Origin of the sequence: Lysinibacillus sp. NPDC056959 (assembly GCF_042674095.1) — a bacterium.
Classification (GTDB): domain Bacteria; phylum Bacillota; class Bacilli; order Bacillales_A; family Planococcaceae; genus Lysinibacillus; species Lysinibacillus zambalensis.
Map to the genome: position 1 here is coordinate 255,111 of NZ_JBHURE010000002.1, position 18,291 is coordinate 273,401.

General features: G+C 36.7%; 16 protein-coding genes. 2 read left to right on the forward strand and 14 right to left on the reverse strand.

The window, feature by feature from the left end; all coding sequences use genetic code 11:
• Window positions 1-113: 113 nt before the first annotated feature.
• From ACFTQ7_RS03315 to ACFTQ7_RS03335, 5 genes are all read right to left on the reverse strand, one after another.
• Complete coding sequence (locus tag ACFTQ7_RS03315) at window positions 114-1,457, reverse strand: dihydrolipoamide acetyltransferase family protein (RefSeq protein ID WP_386827277.1); 1,344 nt, start codon at window positions 1,455-1,457, stop codon at window positions 114-116.
• A gap of 315 nt (window positions 1,458-1,772) precedes the next feature.
• Complete coding sequence (locus ACFTQ7_RS03320; RefSeq protein ID WP_386827278.1) at window positions 1,773-2,756, reverse strand: alpha-ketoacid dehydrogenase subunit beta; 984 nt, start codon at window positions 2,754-2,756, stop codon at window positions 1,773-1,775.
• Window positions 2,756-3,772 carry a thiamine pyrophosphate-dependent dehydrogenase E1 component subunit alpha gene (locus tag ACFTQ7_RS03325; protein ID WP_386827279.1) on the reverse strand — a complete coding sequence of 339 codons (1,017 nt, stop codon included), beginning with the start codon at window positions 3,770-3,772 and terminating at the stop codon, window positions 2,756-2,758. Before ACFTQ7_RS03325 ends, ACFTQ7_RS03320 begins: the two co-directional genes overlap by 1 nt.
• A gap of 239 nt (window positions 3,773-4,011) precedes the next feature.
• Window positions 4,012-5,439 (reverse strand): dihydrolipoyl dehydrogenase, encoded by a 1,428-nt coding sequence (gene lpdA, locus ACFTQ7_RS03330; RefSeq protein ID WP_386827280.1) that lies wholly within the window; start codon window positions 5,437-5,439, stop codon window positions 4,012-4,014.
• Between the two features lie 108 nt (window positions 5,440-5,547).
• Window positions 5,548-6,642: a Leu/Phe/Val dehydrogenase gene (locus ACFTQ7_RS03335; RefSeq protein WP_386827282.1), complete on the reverse strand. Its 1,095-nt coding sequence runs from the start codon at window positions 6,640-6,642 to the stop codon at window positions 5,548-5,550.
• 562 nt (window positions 6,643-7,204) lie between these two features.
• Between ACFTQ7_RS03335 and ACFTQ7_RS03340 the strand changes: the two genes are divergently transcribed.
• The gene (locus ACFTQ7_RS03340; RefSeq protein ID WP_079561768.1) at window positions 7,205-7,441 is read left to right on the forward strand and encodes a DUF2627 domain-containing protein; all 237 of its coding nucleotides are present in this window, start codon (window positions 7,205-7,207) and stop codon (window positions 7,439-7,441) included.
• Between the two features lie 167 nt (window positions 7,442-7,608).
• Here the strand turns inward: ACFTQ7_RS03340 and ACFTQ7_RS03345 are convergent, their stop codons facing one another.
• The 5 genes from ACFTQ7_RS03345 to ACFTQ7_RS03365 form a co-directional block, all read right to left on the reverse strand.
• Window positions 7,609-8,334 carry a glycerophosphodiester phosphodiesterase gene (locus tag ACFTQ7_RS03345; RefSeq protein WP_349660574.1) on the reverse strand — a complete coding sequence of 242 codons (726 nt, stop codon included), beginning with the start codon at window positions 8,332-8,334 and terminating at the stop codon, window positions 7,609-7,611.
• Window positions 8,327-9,898: a flagellar assembly protein A gene (locus ACFTQ7_RS03350; RefSeq protein ID WP_386827284.1), complete on the reverse strand. Its 1,572-nt coding sequence runs from the start codon at window positions 9,896-9,898 to the stop codon at window positions 8,327-8,329. Before ACFTQ7_RS03350 ends, ACFTQ7_RS03345 begins: the two co-directional genes overlap by 8 nt.
• A gap of 364 nt (window positions 9,899-10,262) precedes the next feature.
• Window positions 10,263-10,454: a hypothetical protein gene (locus ACFTQ7_RS03355; protein ID WP_386827285.1), complete on the reverse strand. Its 192-nt coding sequence runs from the start codon at window positions 10,452-10,454 to the stop codon at window positions 10,263-10,265.
• A gap of 20 nt (window positions 10,455-10,474) precedes the next feature.
• Window positions 10,475-10,645: a hypothetical protein gene (locus tag ACFTQ7_RS03360; RefSeq protein WP_386827287.1), complete on the reverse strand. Its 171-nt coding sequence runs from the start codon at window positions 10,643-10,645 to the stop codon at window positions 10,475-10,477.
• 104 nt (window positions 10,646-10,749) lie between these two features.
• Window positions 10,750-11,130: a PH domain-containing protein gene (locus tag ACFTQ7_RS03365; RefSeq protein ID WP_323647051.1), complete on the reverse strand. Its 381-nt coding sequence runs from the start codon at window positions 11,128-11,130 to the stop codon at window positions 10,750-10,752.
• A gap of 420 nt (window positions 11,131-11,550) precedes the next feature.
• Here ACFTQ7_RS03365 and ACFTQ7_RS03370 point away from each other — a divergent pair, with 420 nt between their 5' ends.
• Entirely contained in the window at window positions 11,551-11,859 is a 309-nt protein-coding gene (locus ACFTQ7_RS03370; protein ID WP_386827476.1) for a DUF3139 domain-containing protein, read from the forward strand.
• 814 nt (window positions 11,860-12,673) lie between these two features.
• Here the strand turns inward: ACFTQ7_RS03370 and ACFTQ7_RS03375 are convergent.
• From ACFTQ7_RS03375 to ACFTQ7_RS03390, 4 genes are all read right to left on the reverse strand, one after another.
• Window positions 12,674-13,018, reverse strand: a complete 345-nt coding sequence (locus ACFTQ7_RS03375) for a hypothetical protein (protein ID WP_349660577.1) — start codon at window positions 13,016-13,018, stop codon at window positions 12,674-12,676.
• Between the two features lie 405 nt (window positions 13,019-13,423).
• Complete coding sequence (locus tag ACFTQ7_RS03380; RefSeq protein WP_386827289.1) at window positions 13,424-15,943, reverse strand: FtsX-like permease family protein; 2,520 nt, start codon at window positions 15,941-15,943, stop codon at window positions 13,424-13,426.
• Window positions 15,940-16,692: an ABC transporter ATP-binding protein gene (locus tag ACFTQ7_RS03385; protein ID WP_386827291.1), complete on the reverse strand. Its 753-nt coding sequence runs from the start codon at window positions 16,690-16,692 to the stop codon at window positions 15,940-15,942. Before ACFTQ7_RS03385 ends, ACFTQ7_RS03380 begins: the two co-directional genes overlap by 4 nt.
• Before the next feature lie 214 nt (window positions 16,693-16,906).
• Window positions 16,907-18,289: a sensor histidine kinase gene (locus ACFTQ7_RS03390; protein ID WP_386827292.1), complete on the reverse strand. Its 1,383-nt coding sequence runs from the start codon at window positions 18,287-18,289 to the stop codon at window positions 16,907-16,909.
• Window positions 18,290-18,291: the final 2 nt, after the last annotated feature.

The following is an 18,291-nucleotide window of genomic DNA, read 5'->3' on the forward strand; positions in this document are numbered from 1 at the left end:
CTTAATCAGCTTCCCCCCTTAGTAGTTTCTATTTGTTATTCTACATGACAAATTGCGACTCGCAAAGCAAAAAAAAATCGGAAACCGTTATATAACAGGCTTCCGACAAGTCATCAGTAGACTGACGTTGAAGATTTATTTGTATTTTCGAGTATTTCTTTAACTCTTTTTAAGAATTTACCACAAACAAGTCCGTCAAGAACTCGATGATCTAAAGATAAACATAAATTCACAATATCTCGTGCTGCGAACATTCCACCAGGTAAAATAACTGGTTTTTTCACAATACTTTCCACCTGGAGGATGGCCGCTTGTGGGTAATTAATGATGCCCATCGACTGAACAGAGCCGAATGCACCCGTATTATTAACCGTAAATGTACCACCCTTTATATCATCCATCGATAATTTTCCGGCGCGAACTTTCCCTGCAAGCTCATGAATTTCCTTCGCAATGCCTTTAATCGATTTTTCATCAGCGTGTTTTATAACAGGAACAAATAACGCATCATCTGTTGCGACTGCAATGGATATATTGATGTCATGCTTTTGAATAATTTTGTCCTCTGCCCACATAGAGTTCATCATCGGGAATTCCTTTAGAGCTTGAGCCACAGCTTTTACAAAGAAAGCAAAATACGTAATATTAAATCCTTCTTTTTGCTTAAACTCAGCCTTTATGCTATCACGATATGCTACTAGATCTGTGACGTCCACTTCCATCATCATCCATGCATGTGGCACTTCATGAACGCTTCGTACCATATTATTGGCGATCGCACGGCGCACCTTCGTTACTGGAATTTCTATATCGCCTGCTTGCATTGGTTGTGTAGGTGTGACCGCTTTCGTATTCTCTTGTGCTGCATGTGTTGTATCCGGTGCTGATTGCGGAACTTTTTCATCGACTACAGGTGATGTTTCCACTAAAGGCGTTGGCACATTCCCTGTTTCAATCAGTTTCATTAGGTCTTTTCTTGTAATACGTCCACCTTCACCAGTACCTGTGATTTGATCAAGGGCAATTTCATACTCTTGTGCAAGTCGAAGAACAGCTGGTGAATAACGTACTTTATCCTGACGAACTGTTTTTTGTAATTCTCTTGTAGCTGGAGGTGGTTGCTGAGTTTCCTGTTTCTTTTGTACACCTGCATTTAAAATTGCCGTACTTACCGCTGATTTTTTAGCTGGAGGTGGTGGAGGTAACTCACTGTCACCTGCTATTTCAACGGAACAAACGACTGCACCAACCGGTAACGTTTGCCCTTCCTCTGCAAGAAGCTCTGATATGACTCCTTCAAAAGAAGATGGGATTTCTGCATTTACTTTATCTGTAACAACTTCTGCTAGTGGATCATATTTTTTTACTGTATCACCTGGTTTGACAAGCCATTTTTCAATCGTACCTTCTGTTACACTTTCGCCGAGCTGTGGCATTGTAATATTTTGAATAGCCATCATCTATTCCCCCCATCAATTATGCCTAGGTGTAATTGTATCTATCAAATTACTATCATATTTTATAATATACTCTTCACCATAAAGTGGGGTTGATTTCCGTACCGACTTGACGCTCTCCTAGGGGCGTCCAATACCCCTAGGAGGAGTAACCCAGTCTCAACTCCAATCAACTTATATACACGACATAACGTTTTAAGAAATGTCATCCCGAACTTTCGATGAAGAGTCTTAAAATACCTGTAATATTCATTAACTTTCTTTTAAAAGCTTCTATCACCACATGAGTGGATAACAGAAATAGATCCATTTATATTAGAATGCGGCAAGTTCTCGCATCGCACGCTCTACTTTATCAGGGTTGATCATAAAATATTTTTCCATCGTCGGTGCGTACGGCATTGCCGGAACATCAGGTCCTGCAAGACGTTGAATTGGTGCATCGAGTTCAAATAAACAATGCTCTGCAATGATTGCTGCAACTTCACTCATAATGCTGCCTTCTTTATTATCCTCAGTAACTAGTAAAACTTTACCTGTTTTACTTGCGGCCTCAATGATTGCTTCTTTATCAAGCGGATAAACCGTGCGTAAGTCAAGAATATGCGCTGAAATACCATCTGCTGCTAGACGCTCTGCAGCTTGTAATGCAAAATGGACAGCTAAACCATACGTAATAACAGTAACGTCTTCCCCTTCTCGCTTAACATCTGCCTTACCAATCGGCAATGTGTAATCGTCTACTGGGACTTCGCCTTTAATAAGACGATATGCACGCTTATGCTCAAAAAATAGCACTGGATCTTCATCGCGGATCGCTGCTTTTAATAAGCCTTTAGCATCATACGGTGTTGAAGGTATAACAATTTTCAACCCTGGTGTTCCTGCAAAAAGTGCCTCTACAGATTGCGAATGGTAAAGTGCTCCGTGAATACCTCCACCAAATGGTGCACGTATAACCATCGGGCAAGACCAATCATTGTTTGAACGATAGCGGATTTTTGCTGCCTCAGAAACAATTTGGTTAACTGCAGGCATGATGAAGTCAGCGAATTGCATTTCGGCAATTGGACGCATTCCATACATCGCAGCACCAATACCAACACCTGCAATAGCACTCTCTGCAAGAGGTGTGTCAAGTACCCGATCTTCACCAAATTGATCGTAAAGACCTGCTGTCGCTTTGAAAACCCCACCTTTACGACCAACGTCCTCTCCTAAAATGAAAACACGCTCATCACGTTCCATCTCTTCCTTCATCGCTAACGTAATCGCATCAATATAGGACATTACTGCCATTACACGTCACCTCCGTCCACTGGTGCATATACGTATTTCATAGCATGCTCTGGTGGTGCATACGGAGCAGCTTCTGCATAATCTGTTGCTTCATTCACCTCTGCCATGACACGTTCTTCTATTTCAACACGAAGTTTTTCCGTCATAACACCAGTATCCATTAGATACTTTTCAAATAACAAAATTGGATCCTTTGCCTTTCCTTCAGCTATATCCTCAGCAGTTCGATATTGACGATCATCGTCATCCGAAGAATGGGCCGTTAAGCGATACGTCACTGTCTCTATTAAACTTGGACCTTCACCTCTACGAGCACGATCAGCCGCTTCTTTCACAACCTTATATACTTGTAACGGACATTTTCCATCAACTGTAACACCTGGCATACCATAGCCAATACCGCGATCCGATACTTTCGCACAGCCTAATTGACGTTCAACTGGCACAGAAATTGCATATTGATTATTTTCTACCATTATAATTACTGGAAGCTTATGCACTCCTGCAAAGTTCGCACCTTCATGGAAATCACCTTGGTTAGATGAACCTTCACCGAGTGTAACGAAAGTAATAAAATCTTCCTTTTGTAGGCGCCCTGCTAAAGCTACACCCACCGCGTGCGGAACTTGTGTCGTAACTGGCGAAGAACCTGTTAAAATACGATTTTTCTTATGTCCAAAATGACCTGGCATTTGGCGCCCACCCGAGTTCGGATCCTCTGCTTTAGCAAATGCAGATAACATCAATTCTCTCGGTGTCATACCAAAATGTAAAACAACACCCATATCACGATAATAAGGTGCAATATAATCTTTGTTATGATCAAGAGCAAAGGCTGCCCCTACTTGCGCCGCCTCCTGGCCCTGACAAGAAATAACAAACGGAATTTTACCAGAACGATTTAATAACCACATTCGTTCATCTAGTCTTCTTGCCATTAACATCGTTTCGAATATTGCAAGCACATCTTCATTTGTTAACCCTAAATCCTCATGCTTAATTTGAACACCTTGCATACGAACACCCCTTTCGAACGTTTCGCTTTCGCTACAAAAACACCTTTCTGGATACAGATAACTAAAGTAATTATGGCTCTTCATCAAAATATGTACTTGATTGCACATTCCACTCCAGAAAGGACGTTTTCCACGAACGACGTCACCTTCCTCTTTATGAGCACTATTATCAATCTACCTGTTAATCAAGAACAGATTTTTGTTTTGACCCTAGACTTTAGTTACAAAAACTGTGAATCTTAAAAATGAATGGCGCGATGATCCACCGCTAACGCCGATTCCGCTAGCACCTCATTCAATGACGGATGTGGATGAATGGCCTGACTTATTTCCCAAGGCGTTGCATCCAATAATTTAGCAAGCGATGCTTCTCCAATTAAATCTGTCACATGTGGTCCTACCATATGAATACCCAAAATATCATTCGTTTCTTCATCAGCAACAATTTTTACAAAACCATCTGTCTCTCCATTAACTAGTGCTTTTCCAATCGCCTTGAACGGAAACTTACCAACCTTCATTGAATAACCTTGCTCTTGTGCATCCCTTTCTGTTAAGCCAATACTTGCGACCTCAGGGTAAGAATAAACACATTTCGGAACATTTAGAACATCAAGTCCCTCTGTTTTACCCGTTGCAATATGCTCAATAGCAGACACCCCTTCGTGTGAGGCAACATGCGCTAATTGTAAGCCACCGATAACATCCCCTATGGCATACATATGTGATTCCTTCGTTTGATACGAATCATTGACTTTGATAAATCCATTTTCTACTTCTATTTCTGTATTTTCTAAACCAATACCTTGTGTATTGGCTTCACGTCCAACACAAAGCAATAATTTATCTGCCTCAAATAATTCATCCTTATCATTTACTTTTGCAGAAATGAAAACGTTATCATTTTCGATTTTAAATGATCCCGAATCTAAGCGAGCGTTCGTCACAATGCGGACGCCTCTTTTTTCAAGTTGCTTTGTTACTTCTTTTACAACATCTGCATCCTCTGCAGGTAAAATGGATGGCCCATATTCAATGACCGTTACGTAAACCCCAAAATCGCAAAGCATCGAGGCCCATTCAATTCCAATAACTCCTCCGCCAACAATTAACAACGACTTTGGCAGTTCTTCCATTTCCAATGCATGATCAGAGTTCATCACATATTTACCATCAACCGTTAGTCCCGCCATTCCTCTTGGCTTTGATCCTGTGGCAATGACAACATTTGTCGGAACTAGCATTTCATTTTCATCGCCATTACTCATTTCAACTGAAATAGTGCCAGGCATCGGTGAGAAAATAGATGGACCTAAAATTCGCCCTATTCCCTGATAAACGTCTATTTTACCCTTTTTCATCAGTGTATTCACACCTTGGCTCAATTGCTCAACAATAGCTTGCTTCCTTTCTTGCACTTTGTCGAATTGCAATGTAACCCCTTCAATATGAACACCATATTCTGCCGCAGTTTTATTTGCCATACGATACACTTCAGCACTTCGAAGTAAGGCCTTACTTGGTATACAGCCTTTATGCAAGCATGTTCCACCTAGTCGTTCACGTTCGACAATAGCTGTTTTTAAGCCCAACTGTGCAGCTCGAATTGCAGCTACATAGCCCCCTGTACCTCCGCCTAAAATGACAACATCATAGTTTTGAGCCATATAGATTCCCCCTTGTGAGACAAATGCTAATCATTCATGTAATCTATTAATTTACGATAAAGTTAGAAGAAGTCGACAATGCGACTTCTTTCAACGAATAAGCGGTTATTAACGACCGTGTAAAATATTTTTTTCATTTTTTAAGAATTGGCTACGAGACTTTGATACTCGAGCGATACGTTCTTCTGCCAAACGATTAGCTGCTACATACGTCGGTATACCATCACGTTTAGAAATCGCGAAGATTTTTTCAAGACTATCGTAAATGCCTTCGACACGTTTCATTGCACGTTCACGGTTATATCCATATAATTCATCAGCTACATTTATTACTCCACCAGCATTAATTACATAATCAGGTGCATAGACTATTTCTAATTCATGTAAATAATCACCATGTCGAGAATCTTGTAGTTGGTTATTGGCAGAACCTGCGATAACCTTTGCTTTTAGTTGCGGAATCGTTTCATCATTTAAAATCGCCCCTAATGCACAAGGTGCGAAAATATCAACTTCCTGTGAATAGATTTCCTCCGGTGCTACAGCAGTCGCATCAAAATCATTCACAACGCGATCAATTGCCGCTTGATTAATGTCTGTAACAACAAGTTTTGCACCTTCATTATGTAAATATTCGCAAAGCTTGTAGGCTACGTTTCCTAAACCTTGTACAGAAATAGTACGTCCCTCTAATGAGTCAGATCCAAATGCTTCTTTTGCTGCCGCTTTCATCCCAAGGTAAACGCCGTATGCAGTTACTGGTGAAGGATTTCCTGATGAACCAAAAGCAGGGGAAATTCCCGTTACATAATTTGTTTCCTCATGCATTAAATCCATATCTGTTACTGTTGTACCTACATCTTCTGCCGTAATATAGCGACCATTAAGCCCTTGGATAAAACGTCCTAGTGCACGGAACATTTCTTCATTTTTATCTTTAAATGGGTCACCGATAATAACCGTTTTTCCACCGCCAAGGTTTAAACCAGCTGCAGCATTTTTATAGGTCATCCCTCTTGCTAAACGCAATGCATCCTCTATTGCATTTTCTTCTGATGCATATGTCCACATACGTGCCCCGCCTAATGCTGGTCCAAGTGTTGTGTCATGGATAGCGATAATCGCTTTTAACCCTGATGCTTCATCTTGGCAAAATACCAATTGTTCATAATCATACTTTTCCATATACTTGAAGATTTCCATGAAAACTCGCCCCTTTGCTTTGGAAAGTGCATCCCCAAATGCCCATTCCAATTCAGTATAATTAGTGTATCAATTATGCCTCGGCATAACTGCGTCCGGAATCGGCTTTGTGTATAGGCCTGCACGAGGGCCGACACGATGTCGGTCATTTCGGTAATGCCACAGGACGTGGCGTTTTTACCGACGCAGGTCAGTTAGCCGTTTTCGCATGGATGCGATGATATTAGGCTAACATCCTATATTGAATTGTTTTCCGATTCTGTGACATCCGCCGGAGGCTTTAAATTCTTTCACCAGGTATTTGGACACCTGCTGAAAAAATTTAAAATTGTTTAACAATGGATAATATTGCTCCATTTAATTTTACAATACTGACAATTTCACAATTTAGCAACTATTATTACATTTTCTTGTTTAAGTAAGAATTTTCTAAAGATTCAGTTACAATCATCACGTTTTGTCTTACTTGTTTTTGAGTTCATCAGTTCCATAGTTTTATAACGTTTCTTGACATTCCAATATCCACAGGTACAATTAAACTTAGGAATAAGGAGGGACATGCATGGCTCGTTTTGCTGCATTTATAGTAATGCTTATTCCCGGTCTTATGGCTGCAGGTGGCATTAAATTTATGCGTGATACATTATTTGGTAAGCTCATTTCACCTTTCCCATTTTTATGGCTACAATTTGTCGTTGGCATTATTCTTTTTGTTATAGGCTTTGGCTTTTTCGCAGGTTTTTTACTTCACCGCGATCGGAAAAATGGAAAAGTGGCTCCGCGCTTCCAGAAAAAATAAAAATAGCTATCCTAATAAGTCTCAACAAACTTATTGGATAGCTATTTTTATCTTCATTCAAAATCTTCAGCTACACTGTTTATCTGTAGCGAAAGCAGAGCGACAGCAACATTGTTTATCTGTGCGAAAGCGAAGCGACAGCAACAATTTTACCGAGGTGACATTGATTAACGTTGTTGTCGCTTAATCACTTTATCTGGAAAATCAGAAATCCAACCAATTACAGAAGGATGGGGATTTGTTAAAAATGCTTCATTCCCATCAATTGCATAAAAACGACATGCTTTATCACTCGCTACACAAGCCTCTAAATATCTTGGTTTATAATACCTTTTATGCATATGAACACTATCAATTGCTTTGTAATCACGAAGCAAATCCCATTTTATTTTTTTAGTTGCTATAAGTGCTGTTTCATAGTCTGGCTTATATTGTTTCACAATCTCTAAAAGCTCATAGTGAAACGATGAAAAATGACTGCCAACAGGCAAAGTAAGCCCATGTAGCATTTGTATAAGTGCGCTTTTATTATCAAGGAGTGTTGATTTTAATTCAATATTAAGTGGGAGCTGTTGAGAATTTGCCCATGCTAAAACAACTTCAAACGTCGGAATTTTGTACGTTGAAAATAATCGTCTCCACGGCTTCCCAAGTTTAAAGCTTATTAGCTCCTCTTTCGTACATTCGTTCACAAGCTTATTGATGCCTACTAATCTTGATAGCTGTGGATCATGAAACACTACTGGAATGCCCTCTTTTGAAAGCTGGATATCTAATTCAATTCCATCTGCCCCTAGCTCTAATGCCTTTTCAAAAGACTTCAAAGTATTTTCAAGTGCATACGCTGATGCCCCACGATGTGCAAATACAGGAATAAAAGATTCACTAAGCATTTAACTCACCAAATTCAATAAGAAATTTACCCTTTTTAATCTTACTTAATAAGGATGATTTTTTGCCAATTTGAATATAGGTACCAGGATGCGCTTCCTTCGTAACAATAATCTCCTCTTTTCCAGCATGACGCATTTCATCCATTATGAGTTTAACCTCACGATCAATGGTCACTGCATCCGCTTTCAATTTTGTTAAAATTTGTTTTGTACCCTCAAATGTAGCTATTTGCTCCTTAGACAATTGGTTCAGGAGTGGCAGTAAGCTTTTAATTTTTCCCTCGTGCTCAGCGATTTCTGATTGCAGTTGCTTAAGCTTCCCCGCCTTCTCTTGCATAATAGAATAGCTTTCTTGTTTATTGACGCTTTCGATAATTAAATCAGTTCGACGCTCTAAACGATTTCCTGAGATGGCCGTAACGATTGTATTTTTGGCTACTGCACGACCGCCAATAATTTTTCCTTTTCGTTCGTCCACAAAGATAGAATGGGCAGTGAGCTGGGATCCCAATGCATAAGATCCTATATGAATGCTGTCAGCTGCAACAAGATTTGCTTCATTAACATGTTTAACGAAAATATTGCCTCCTGCCTCTACAAGCGTTGACCCTAGACCAAAAATCCCTCCGCGAATATAGACGTCGCCTTCAAGGGATTTAATCAGTTTGGCACCGCTTACACCTTCGGCACCCTCGATAGAAATATCTCCAGTAGCAATGACTGTATAGCCTGATGTAACTGTTCCTCTAATACTTAACGAGCCATTAAATTCGAGATTCCCTGTTTCAACGCCAACGTCTCCATTAATTGGCAAATGTCTATTAACACCGATCATGCCTTTGACATCATCTAATACACCAGCTATTTTTGAACGGATGACAGTCTTCCCATCCTCTTCCACTTCATAAGCCGATTTTTTATCATATCGTATATGAAAATCACGACCCGGTACTGCAGCCATCATTTCACCTAGTACATTTTCCCCTGGTTTACCTAATGTCGCAGGGATTTTCTCGCCTAACCACGAACCTTCGGATATTTCAGAAATAAAGTTCATGTCATAATAATCAGCTTTGCCATCTTCACGAATTACTGGCTTTCTCTCTGGCTTAGGTAAGTATGTAATTTGTGCATCTGTTCCTGCTATTGGTTGTGTACCTTGAGCAATTAAAAATGCTTTTCCTGTCTCAATGTTAGAAATATCAAAATCTAATATGCCGTTAACAATTCCTTCGTTTTTGATAGTTTCCAAAATTTGTTCCGTTAATTTCTCTTTATTCTTTAGAATATAGTCATGTGTTTCATAGATAAATATTGAGGCAGACATTTTATCTCTTGCAACTTCAGCTTCAACATTTGGAAGCCAGCGTCCAATTTCAATAGGGCTTGTGCTTTCAGTTGCTAAGACATTTTTTAGTATTGAAAAATTTGATAATTTGAGTCGGGGATGACTTCGTAAAATACTATCAAATTCTTTTAATGGAAACCCGGCACTGTAAGTAAGCATATATACCTTGCCATTTTCTTCCGTTATTTCGAATTTATCATTTCGAACTAGAATCAAGCTACCTCCTCCTTCCCTCTAACTGTAAGTATATACAATCTATTTACATTTGTTTAGAGACAATTGTCACTACTCAGAAAGAAGATACACATACTTTATAAGTAATATTCACATCCAATATTTTCATTTTAATATGATAATTAGGTGATTTATACTATACAAAAGTAATATTATAATCAGTTCTCAAATTCTCACTGTCCAAATTGTATAAATTTCACTATTAACAATCAGGAAATTTATTAAATCTTCAACTAACGTAAAAATCAGATAATATATCTGTCATAATTTTCATAATCTTACTTAGGCCTTCAATACTAAATAAATATCCCTCGGAAACCATTTATACAGAGTCGAATGATGGCTCTTAATCTTTCTCCAGAATAGACCCAATGCGCAAATGAGCACCTAATTGATCAAAATTCAAAAGTTGCTCACGTATCATATAGTAAACGTTAATGCTTCCATTCATTCCAAGCCGCACTTCAAATAAATTATCTTCTATCTGCGTTATTTCTAACGAGTTTTTTTCGTCAAGCTGTATGTTTACGGTTTTCATCTGTTATCACCCCAAATCAATTATACCTCGGTATTATTGTGTCCGGAATAGGCTTTGGCCAATCCGATGTTGATCACTCTGTCGTGTGTTGTTGTTGTTATTGCTGTTGCTGTTGCTGTTGCTGTTGCTGTTGCTGTTGCTGTTGCTGTTGCTGTTGCTGTTGCTTCGCTTTCGCACAGATAAATCGCCACAGTACGTGGCGTTCTTAGACTCAGCTCCTCTATTTCAGCGGGTGTATGGACACACGCTGAAATAAGTTATAGACGATCAACAGCATTGTTGATCGTTTAATTTATTACTTTCCTAATACATGTTCCGCCAATACACTTTGAATTTTATATATGTTAGTTGATTTATTAAAGCTTTTCTGTATCGGTAATTCATTACCTGAAACCCAAATTTTCAACTCTGCATCTAAATCAAATGTCCCTGCCGTTTCAACTGAAAAATGAAGAATACTTTTATATGGAATTGAATGGTATTGTGTTTTCTTTCCGGTCACTCCTTGTTTATCGATTAAGATAAGTCTTTTATCCGTAAAAATAAACGTGTCTCTTATTATTTTGTAAGCATTCTTAATCGTTTCATTAGGTGTTAATAAGCCTTTAACTTCTTCCTTTAACTTTTCTAGATTAACTTCACTTGCATTACCTATTATCCCATCAAATAACCCCATCTTTACTCCCCCTCCAAATGTCCATCCTTCATTTAGAATATGAGATTATTTTTCCATAAATTCAACCCAACTCCGTTAAACGATATTATTTAAAACTGCGAATAAGTAGCAATTCTCAATTGACTAAATACCAAAATAGTATAAAATTACACTAAATGCTGTTTTGGTGGATAAATTGATCAAATGGTTTATAGCTTAATTTTACTCGAAATAATAGGGGTATTTCATTTTTCAATAAGCAAAACAAAGCCTATCATACAGCTCATCAAGGACTTGTACGTAAAATGATTATTGTTAATAAAGTAGGGTGACGTAAAATGAAGAAAAAAAAGATATATATTACAATTAGCATCCTAATTCATTGCTATTCCAACAGGTTTTATTTATGTACTAAGCAATGGTAATCCATATACAAAATACATCGCTAATAAGTATGTTCCGGAATATTTGGAAGAGAAGGGCTATACAGACGAAAAAATTGAAAAATCACATTATGTTGAGCCAAAGTACTTAATAAATAAAGACTTTTATCACGGACACTATATGGTTATTTTTAAAGATGAGCCGAATACAACCTATTATTATGGAATAACTAAAAATGGAAAACAAGTTCAGCAATTTTGTGAAAAAGACGTACTTTCAGCGGATGGTGTTACTGACCTATTTGAGGGTGAGACAAAATATAGTGAGAAAGAATGTAAAAATTCTTTTGATAATAGAGATTTATAATGAAAATGTCCAAGGTAATTCTCATCTGTCACACATTTACATTCCTCTACTAACTCAAACGCAAACCATATTATTGGAAGAAATCATGAAAAATTAAAACGTTAACAAGACTATTATTCCCTTATCAACAATAGAAACAATAACCATCACACACCTATCTAGGACTTGCGCTTAAAATTACACACAAGTCCTTTTTAAGCTACCTCTATCCCTATCACATAGCTATATAATAACAAGTAGGCATCTGTAATTCTGAGTTCATGCTTAAAGTAATTTTTAAAGAGCGTTAAAGTTAGTTCAAATGACTTCAAGGTCTTTGGTGAGGCACAAATAAAGCCCCACAAAACATGTTAAGAATTTCTTTCCCTAAATCTGCTGATGGATCAAATCCAGTATCACGATTTAAGATGATTTCTGTTTTCTGCGAATAATAAACAAAGCGCTGTTTTCCAGACTTTTTTGCGTAATAACAATGCATTGCGCCGCAAATCTATATCAGATGCTACAACTCCCAACAATTACCCTCTCCTAGCTCCAGTATCAAAGATTAATCGAGCTTTAACCCAGTCGCAGTATTGATCGAATTTCGTAACGTCGAAAAAACGGATAAACTATTTTAATTTATTATCTTCGGGCATAACTTTGATTTTTCGCTCCAGTTTAACATTCTTTAAACCCTTCAAAAGTTTTATATTATAATTCGCTATCGAAAGGATTGAGAAATCGATTCTTCTTTTTTATATTTTGGGAGAGGATAATAGAAATTATAAATATCAAAAAGCATAAGCTTTTTACGCCTATGCTTTTTCAAAAATTAATGAGACATCGTTATTCTTTTACAAGCTATTTTTGCCGCTGGAGTTCCAACACCAGCATCAAGTGCTGCATCTACTGATTCTCCCCAAGAACCACTGCTAGCCTTGATTTCGTTTCCTGCTGTAAAAACTCCCTCTGCTACAATTTGAACACAATCATAATAGTCTGGGTTAGGATTACCTTCAAGATACTGCGCAGCTAATTCGTCTGCTTTCTTTTGTATTGAAACTCGACCTTGTTCAGCCAATGAACTAAAAACACTCTCAGCTTGCCCACCAAAGTGTACTATTACGTCATTAATGTCTCTACCAGTACGATGTATATCTTCCATTTCAGATGACATATTTAGTCCTCCCAATCCTTATAATTTGAACATTTTTTTAGTTCACAAATATTTTCTCCAACTGAGATTGTTCTTATCCATCAACAACTATCCTAAATAATCCTCAATTTCCACTAGAGTAATTTAACTCCACAACTACATATTCACTAATATTCCCTAGCATAAAACGGTATATTTCAATATCGAAAACAGTCAAAAAAAAACACCTCCATGAACGGGATTTTTGCCATAAATGAATGTGTTTCATAGTTTAATTCAATTAATTAACATTAGTTATATGATCTCAGTAATTAATCGGTATAAATTCAATGAATTCTCTCTAAATAAGTCCTGTAATCCTTTGTAGCTCTAACCTTAGCCCGCCATCATTTCGATGCGATTTTTGACTGCAATCATGGCGGTTTTCTAACGTAATCCCTTCATTACGTCTTGTCTCGTTGCCCACAGAGCGGGAAATACAACTGCTCCCATACCTATTAATGGAGAAAGTACAATTATACCTCCCAGAAGTAAAGGCATTGACGGAAATGTAGTAGCATTTAAACTTTGAAGCAAACAGTACGTGGAAATCATCGATAACCCTACTGCAAATATTCCAACTGTTCCTGTTAAAAGAGCTCCTTCAAGCAATAGTAACGAAAATACCCGTTTTTTTGTATAACCAAGTACACGTAGCATACTTAATTCTTGGATTCTTTCCTTAATACTACTGGCTGTACTATTCATTAACCCGATGATGGTAAATATAATTATTAATCCTACAGCTAGAAATAAAATGAAAAAGCGTTGCAACAATTGTTCTTCTAAGTCCTTCAATTCTTCTGCTTTATTATATAGAATAGTATTAGCATACTGCGGTTGTTGGATCAGTGATTGAACTTCTTTCAATGTTTCTTGTTGGTCTATATCTGATGTTATATTCATCTCTACGCTATGAAGAGTATGAATCTGAAACATATCTTCCATATTTTTTTTAGTAGTGAATACTTTGTAGTCGTCACTCATGTGCTCTGAATTGGTTATAATACCTTCTATGATAAATTCTTTTTTATCCACCTCATTCATATTTTCAGAGATATCAGCTTCTATTACATCGCCTAAATGATATCCTAATTTCTTTGAAGTAGACTCTGTTATCATAACACCGTTAGGACTCAACTCTTCTTCTAGATGAATACCGTCCTTTACCTTAACCTCATTTTTATCTAAGCTGTATTGTAAATCAGTCCCACTAAGAGCTAGTATCACTTCACCTTGTTTTGAAGGGAGATTCATCGTATCAAACAGCTTTACATTTGTGTAAAAATGCGCTTCTATATTAGGGCTCTCACTGACAAGGTCATAGAATGAAAAAGGAAATCCCTCTTCTCTTTCTGATCCCACAGACACTAATTTTAAATCATTTGTGTAAGTATCCATGATTGTTTCAGTCGTGGTCGCTTTAACACTTGTTAATACCACCATTCCTATAATAGTGATGATAACACCTAAAGTGAAAATAATAGAGATTTGTACATTTCTACCTAATTGCCTTAGTAAATTTTTCGTAGCTAATAAGCCTTCTGCTCTAACCTTTATTTTTCGATCTAATAGACTTATTCCTTTTTCAAATAACACAAACATTAGAGGGATTGTTATAAATATCAACGCTATAAACGAAACTGCGTTAATAACAAATATAAACCTTGATTGCCACTGCCATAGATTAAGGGCAAATAATATAGTTGTGAATACTGCATACAACAAACTAATCATGAAATACCTTTTTGTAATACATTGTGTGCTTTTCACACCTCTATAAACAACAATTGGTGGAGAAAGACTTGCTATATAGCCAGGAATGAGTGAAGATAAAAAAATGACTACTGTAAAAATCCCCAAACTAAATAATATATCGTGGTATGGTAATACAATACCGGCATTTGGAATATTCAATAGCCCTAAAAATACATCAAATGTAAGAAAAGGGACTAGAATACCAACAAGGATTCCCACTGCTAAAGAAACTGATCCTACTATCATCGTTTCAATTAAAACTAAAAACATAATGTGTTTTTTCCCAAAACCTAATAGGCGTAGCGTTGCAAGTTCTTTTTGTTTTTCCTGAATGGACATTCTCATTGTGCTAATAAGTATCAATGCACTTATTAGGTAAATGGCAATATTAAGCCCCTTAACAAATGGTCCAAGCCCTCCAATATTATTACGTTCATTATCAATCTCTAATCGATTATCAATAAAAAAATCCTGGTTAAGCTCTCTCAATTCTTGAACAACATCCGATTTCTTTTTAATATCATCTAACTTAATAATCAATGCGGTTGTTATTCCATCGTTTAAAGTAACTTCTTGAAGCCAATGAAAGTCGAGAATGACCATATTCGTTAATGCTTCATGCTCTTCACTAATTCCCGATACCGTAACCTCTCTTTTCCCTTGTGGTGGAAAATTCATTTTTATCTTCGAGCCAATTTGCAAATTATTTAATTTAGCATATGTGGGAGAAATTAAAGCTTCTTCTGCTTTAGGGAAATTACCAGATTTTATTGATACAAACGGATATTCATAAGCTAGCTCATCATTGTTAAAACCAATGTAAGTTGGTTCGCTCCACATATCATACTCTTCTTCTTTGTTTAAGTATGGGTATAGGAAGGGACTTATTTTCTCCACCCCCTCTATCGTCTCTATCGCATCAATCTCTGATTTAGTAAGTGACTTATGACTATCTTGATAACCAACTACTATGTCAAAATCACCATGCAAATTTTTGATTGTCTGTTCATTTGATTCTTGTAAACTAGCTAATATTATTTGCACAATTACAATTAGAGCAACACCTAGAGAAATACCTAAAACTAAGAATGCGTTTCTGGCCGTATGGTTGAATAATGAATTAATAGCTGCTTTAATAAATAATCTCATAAGCTTAGTTCCTCAATCTTAGATGCAATGATCCTAACTACTTCATTATCCTTCAAGTTTGAGTTTTTTAAATTTAGCGTATCGCAGATTTTACCGTCATGCATGAAAATAACTCTATTAGCATAAGCAGCTACATTTGCATCATGTGTTACTACAATTAACGTATGTCCCAGTTTCTCACAAAAGTTACGTAGAATACTCATCATGGCTTTAGAGGTTTTTGAATCCAGGCTACCTGTAGGTTCGTCTGCTAGAATTAATTCCGGGTCATTTATAAGTGCCCTCACTATCGCTACTCTTTGTTGTTGACCGCCAGATAATAGATTAGGTTTAGATTGTATAAAAGAACCTAGACCGACTAAATGCAACAAGTCAATCGCTTTTTCATCTAATTCTTTCTTATTCTTTACAGTTAGCATTGCTGGGAGGGTAACATTCTCTAGAACGGACAATACAGGAATTAAATTAAATAATTGAAAAATAAATCCTATTTTTTCTCTACGTAAACGAGTCAATTCGTAATCTGAATACCCCTTTATATTTTCACCGCTTATCAGAACTTCTCCATGATCATAAGTATCTAGCCCAGATATCATATTTAAAAGGGTTGATTTTCCAGAACCACTTGTTCCCATTATTGCGACAAATTCGCCTTTTTCAATTTCTAATTCAATATGATTTAATGCCTTTACTTGACTATGACCTTGACCATATGTCTTAGAGAGACCTCTCACGCTAAGAACTGACATTTTTAATCTCCTCCTTCTTATTCTTGTAAGAATTATAGCCAAGGTAAATCAATTTTCTATCGAGCTATTATCAAGACTTTATCAAGAAATATCATCCTTCTATACAGTAACAACTAGGTATACCTATATACTCCCTTTCACTGTTTTGAAAAAAACAATCCAAAAAAAAAAACGAAGGAAGCGATTTCCTTCATTTTTATGTTTTCTGATCATTTTATTCGATGATATTTTTAGGAATCTTTATAACAATCTTTGCCCCTTTTTCCTCATCATTTGCGGCTTGAATTGTTCCTTTATGCTTCTGAATAATAACCTGTGCAATAGTTAAACCTAATCCCATTCGATCAGCACTAAACTTTTCTTCATCTCCTTTATATAAAGGTTTAAATAGGTGTGCAAGATCCTTTTCCACAAATCCCTTTCCATTATCTAAAATAATAGTTTCTATAAAACTCTCCCTTTCTCTAATGAATACTTCTATTTTCTCTGTTGGTGGACTATGGCGAATACAATTGATAAGTACATTTTCAAATGCTCTTTTTAGCAATACATAATCACCAGCAATGGGCTGACTTGTTCGATTATTTACTTCTAGCGTAAGTTTTTTCTCTGAAAGGTTAAAAAACAACATCTGCTTTAAATCATGTACCAGATCATTAACTTGAAATTCCGTTATTTTTTCGAGTTTAATTTGTCCTTCAATATTTGCATAATTGGCCAAAGACGTGACCAATTCATTCAGGTGATTTGCTTGTTTCATACTCATTTCTAAATATTGCATTTTCTTTTGTTCATTTTTAAAAATTCCTTTTATTAGGCCTTCCAAATAACCTCGCAATGAAAAAATAGGCGTCCTTAAATCATGAACAATGGAAGACACAAAGAGCTTTCTTTCATCTTCTAGTCTTTCGTTCGTTTCCTTCGATAATTTGAGTTTTTTTGTCATTTCAATAAAGGTATGAGTCGTGTAGCTCATTTCTTTAATGTTGGAGGCTGGCAAATCTATGCTATATGTACCATTCGATATAAGCTGTGAAGATTTATTTATAGCACGCAATGGCTTCATTAAATTTACTTGTAGAAATACTATATAGAGAATCGAGACTAGAGAAAATGCACCCATATAAAAGACAAAATCGTAATTCGTACTTTGAATTTGTTCTTCTGCAGGTATAGGATAGCTAATATATACCGTTGCAACGAATGAATCATCTGAATAAACATTATAAGGAACTAGATTTAAATTAGATTTTCTTTCGAGATTTTCTGAAAGGGCTTGGCCCTCTTCATGAAGCTGAGTATTTTCCTTCATTCCTTCAGTATAAAGCAACTCATCATTTGCAAAAATAATGAACAAATCAAGCATATCAGCTTCGGCTTTCTTTTTTAATTGACTTTTCCATTCTTCATTATCGAACTGTGTCTTATCTGCATTCACTATATTGTCTTGCACCCACAAGTCCAAATCGAATATTTGACTTTCTTTAGATGAATACACGTCTGTTAGGCGTGTAACTGTTTTAGCTAGAAGGATTGGCGTGAAAACAATAATAATTAGGCTTAACGCAATAAACGCCTTAAAACTAATTTTTGGCATCT

Bases quoted from the DNA above. Each gene is read 5' to 3' on its own strand.
- ACFTQ7_RS03340 (WP_079561768.1), top strand. From the start codon at position 7,205: ATGGCTCGTTTTGCTGCATTTATAGTAATGCTTATTCCCGGTCTTATG.
- ACFTQ7_RS03335 (WP_386827282.1), bottom strand. From the start codon at position 6,642: ATGGAAATCTTCAAGTATATGGAAAAGTATGATTATGAACAATTGGTA.
- ACFTQ7_RS03390 (WP_386827292.1), bottom strand. From the start codon at position 18,289: ATGCCAAAAATTAGTTTTAAGGCGTTTATTGCGTTAAGCCTAATTATT.
- ACFTQ7_RS03380 (WP_386827289.1), bottom strand. From the start codon at position 15,943: ATGAGATTATTTATTAAAGCAGCTATTAATTCATTATTCAACCATACG.
- ACFTQ7_RS03320 (WP_386827278.1), bottom strand. From the start codon at position 2,756: ATGGCAGTAATGTCCTATATTGATGCGATTACGTTAGCGATGAAGGAA.
- ACFTQ7_RS03365 (WP_323647051.1), bottom strand. From the start codon at position 11,130: ATGGGGTTATTTGATGGGATAATAGGTAATGCAAGTGAAGTTAATCTA.
- lpdA (WP_386827280.1), bottom strand. From the start codon at position 5,439: ATGGCTCAAAACTATGATGTTGTCATTTTAGGCGGAGGTACAGGGGGC.
- ACFTQ7_RS03315 (WP_386827277.1), bottom strand. From the start codon at position 1,457: ATGGCTATTCAAAATATTACAATGCCACAGCTCGGCGAAAGTGTAACA.
- ACFTQ7_RS03355 (WP_386827285.1), bottom strand. From the start codon at position 10,454: ATGAAAACCGTAAACATACAGCTTGACGAAAAAAACTCGTTAGAAATA.
- ACFTQ7_RS03385 (WP_386827291.1), bottom strand. From the start codon at position 16,692: ATGTCAGTTCTTAGCGTGAGAGGTCTCTCTAAGACATATGGTCAAGGT.
- ACFTQ7_RS03325 (WP_386827279.1), bottom strand. From the start codon at position 3,772: ATGCAAGGTGTTCAAATTAAGCATGAGGATTTAGGGTTAACAAATGAA.
- ACFTQ7_RS03345 (WP_349660574.1), bottom strand. From the start codon at position 8,334: ATGCTTAGTGAATCTTTTATTCCTGTATTTGCACATCGTGGGGCATCA.
- ACFTQ7_RS03375 (WP_349660577.1), bottom strand. From the start codon at position 13,018: ATGTCATCTGAAATGGAAGATATACATCGTACTGGTAGAGACATTAAT.